Origin of the sequence: Pseudomonas sp. FW305-28 (assembly GCF_017351395.1) — a bacterium.
Taxonomy (GTDB): Bacteria; Pseudomonadota; Gammaproteobacteria; order Pseudomonadales; family Pseudomonadaceae; genus Aquipseudomonas; species Aquipseudomonas fluorescens_AA.
On sequence record NZ_JACNDD010000277.1, the window covers coordinates 1 to 2,924 of the forward strand.

The 2,924-nt window shown below is 53.7% G+C and carries 4 protein-coding genes and 3 tRNA genes; all 7 read right to left on the minus strand.

Features of this window, described 5'->3' with window-relative positions; genetic code table 11:
• The coding region (locus tag J4E53_RS30255; protein ID WP_259333262.1) for a GTP-binding protein at positions 1-183 on the minus strand (183 nt) is incomplete at its 3' end.
• 84 nt (positions 184-267) lie between these two features.
• Positions 268-343: transfer RNA gene (locus J4E53_RS30260), tRNA-Thr, on the minus strand.
• A gap of 26 nt (positions 344-369) precedes the next feature.
• Positions 370-443: transfer RNA gene (locus tag J4E53_RS30265), tRNA-Gly, on the minus strand.
• A 24-nt stretch (positions 444-467) separates the two neighbouring features.
• Positions 468-552: transfer RNA gene (locus J4E53_RS30270), tRNA-Tyr, on the minus strand.
• Between the two features lie 142 nt (positions 553-694).
• Entirely contained in the window at positions 695-1,150 is a 456-nt protein-coding gene (locus J4E53_RS30275; protein ID WP_103308223.1) for a hypothetical protein, read from the minus strand.
• A gap of 7 nt (positions 1,151-1,157) precedes the next feature.
• Positions 1,158-1,907 carry a pantothenate kinase gene (locus J4E53_RS30280; RefSeq protein ID WP_060740389.1) on the minus strand — a complete coding sequence of 250 codons (750 nt, stop codon included), beginning with the start codon at positions 1,905-1,907 and terminating at the stop codon, positions 1,158-1,160.
• Entirely contained in the window at positions 1,897-2,853 is a 957-nt protein-coding gene (gene birA, locus J4E53_RS30285) for a bifunctional biotin--[acetyl-CoA-carboxylase] ligase/biotin operon repressor BirA (protein ID WP_103308222.1), read from the minus strand. Before birA ends, J4E53_RS30280 begins: the two co-directional genes overlap by 11 nt.
• Positions 2,854-2,924: the final 71 nt, after the last annotated feature.

The following is a 2,924-nucleotide window of genomic DNA, read 5'->3' on the forward strand; positions in this document are numbered from 1 at the left end:
AATACCGCGAGCTTTCTCTTCCGGGGCGCTGTCGATCTTGTCGAAGTCAACCTTGGCCGAACCGAAAACTTCGGAGCAGACACGGGTCAGAGCAGCGGTCAGCGTAGTTTTACCATGGTCAACGTGACCGATAGTACCAACGTTGACGTGCGGCTTATTACGTTCGAACTTTTCCTTAGCCATCGAAATCACCCCTAGGAGAAGAATTTAGCGAGTCACACAAGCCATTAAAACAAAGGCAGATATTTGCATATCTGCCTTGTAATATGGAGCTCTTGAGCGGATTTGAACCGCTGACCTCACCCTTACCAAGGGTGTGCTCTACCAACTGAGCTACAAGAGCAAAACACTTTGCACAACCTGCAAACTTGGAGCGGGTAGCGGGAATCGAACCCGCATCATCAGCTTGGAAGGCTGAGGTTCTACCACTAAACTATACCCGCGGAGCTTGCAGCTCACGCTAAAAATGGTGGAGGGGGAAGGATTCGAACCTTCGAAGTCGTAGACGTCAGATTTACAGTCTGATCCCTTTGGCCGCTCGGGAACCCCTCCTAAGCGAGCCGGCATTCTATATCATGCCAGCCTTCTGTCAAGCATTTTCTCATTAAAAACCTGAGGTTAGCTGCGTTGACATCGCTTCGTGGCGCTTACCTTTAAAGGTCTTCGCTGCGAAGCGGGCGCCATTCTATGCAAACTACCCTGCGGGTGCAACCCCTTCGCATGGCATTATTTTATGTTTTAACTCATTGAATTCTTTAGAAAGGTTTTGGAGCAGCGTTTCATTCACCTTTCCCGCGCCTTCCTGGGAAACCTGAACCCAGAAACCTCCTCCCTCAGGGAGATTTTGCGTGCTCGACGCCACAGGACGACCTACGACCCCCAAAGCCGCCAGGCGCTGCTCCAGTTGCCTGGCCAGCTCCGGACGAGCAAAACCACCCAGGTAGACACAAGTTTTGAGCGCCTCAGCAGACTTAGCCGAATCGCGCCTGACAAGGGCATCCGCCGTTTCGCTCAAGAGATGAATATCCTGTTGCGATCCGCGATATAAACTCAGCGGCGTGACATCCTTGGCGCGAAGCGGGGCCTCCTGCTGATGCCAGATGTAGTAGAAGACATTCAAAACCAGCAATAACAGAAACAGCCACCGCATAGAAACCTCAGGACAAAGGACAGGCCATCGCCAAACCAACGAAAACCAGGTCAGGCACCACCCTGGCATCTGGAACGACCCCGGAAACCAGATTGGCATCCCCCCCAGTAAGAAACACCACGAAATCCTTTCCCCAATATTGCTCCGCCAATTCAAGCTGGGTCAGGACAAACCCCCTGAGCATCAGCATGCAACCGCGCTCGACCGCCTCGACAGTCGCACGACCTGGAGCAAGGCTCTCATGGGCTCGCTCCGCCGCTATATCGTCATAACGAATTTTCCGCGTGTGGGTACGCAATTGATTACGCATCAGAGGCATACCAGGACAAATGAACCCTCCCAGATGCCCACCATCCGCAGCCACGAAATCGGCCGTGACGGCAGTACCAAAATCCAGCACCAGGCACGCCCCCGAAGCGAGATGAAAACCACCAAGCAGAGCCAACCATCGATCAAGGCCAAGCCGGTCGTAATCCTCGTAGCCGTTTCTCACACCCGCCATTTCCCGGGAGGGCACAGCACGAACGACCGATACCCCGAACACATCGACCAGCGAAGCGACCAATGAATCCGTCTCCGCCTGGGTCCTCACGCTAACAAGACGACACTTCTTGAGCTGGAACTTCTTCGCGTCATTCAGGCTCGCGAGCAAATCGTCGTCAGAGCCGACCACACCACCCTCGACCGGCGTTATCCCGTCAGGGCGCAGAACGCGCCATTTGATAAAGCTGTTGCCGCAGTCGAGCTCAAGAATCATCACGCAACCTCAAACTGAGCTCACCACCGCTAAAGTTTTTTTCCACACCATCCACCTTCAAACGCAGCGCACCCTGGTGATCAATGCCCAGCACAATGCCGTCAATTTTATTAACACCGGCAATCAGAGACACAGCCCGCCCCTGCCAAAGATGGTATTGCTCCCATTCCGACTGGATCGCAGCAAACCCCGATACGTGATGAAGCTCCAGATATTGCTGCAGCTTCGCACCCAATCGTGCCACCAGCTCATTTCGATCAAAATCCCTGCCCGCTTCAAGGCACATCGATGTCCATTGCTGGTCGACCTCATCAGTCGATTGCATATTCACATTGATCCCTACGCCCAGGACAACATGGCAAACGTCTGCAGGATCTCCAACCAATTCAAGCAAAATGCCGGCGATCTTTTTCTCACCCACCAAGACATCATTAGGCCATTTCAGCCCCGCAGCCGCGATCCCCATATCGCGCAAGACATGCATGACCGCAAGCCCGACAACCAAGCTCAGACCTTCGATTTGTCGCATACCACCATCAATGCGTAACACCAGGCTGTGGTAGAGGTTTTCTGCAAATGGGCTGACCCACTTACGGCCACGACGACCACGGCCCGCTATCTGTCGCTCAGCCAAAACCATGAACGGCGCCACTCCTCCGCGCTCAATGAAACGCAGCGCCTCGGCGTTAGTGGAATCGATAGAGTCAAATATATGGACAGGCCATCCATGAAGACCCTTTGCGCAGATATCTGTCGCATCCAAAAGCAGCAGGGGCTTAGCCAACTGATAGCCCCTACCTCGAACTTTATGAACAGACAGCCCTAAATCCGCCTCCAAGTGCTGCAACTGCTTCCATACAGCACTACGACTGATACCCAGTGCAGCACCCAGCGCCTGCCCCGAATGAAAGCGGCCATCCTTCAGAAGTTTTAGCAACGTGAGCATGCGGACTGCGCCCTGATAATGAGGCCCGCATGATAGCCATGCGCAAGACAGTTGCATAGAAACACAAAATG

Coding starts and splice junctions, on each gene's coding strand:
- birA (WP_103308222.1), bottom strand. CDS start 2,853: ATGCTCACGTTGCTAAAACTTCTGAAGGATGGCCGCTTTCATTCGGGG.
- J4E53_RS30275 (WP_103308223.1), bottom strand. CDS start 1,150: ATGCGGTGGCTGTTTCTGTTATTGCTGGTTTTGAATGTCTTCTACTAC.
- J4E53_RS30280 (WP_060740389.1), bottom strand. CDS start 1,907: ATGATTCTTGAGCTCGACTGCGGCAACAGCTTTATCAAATGGCGCGTT.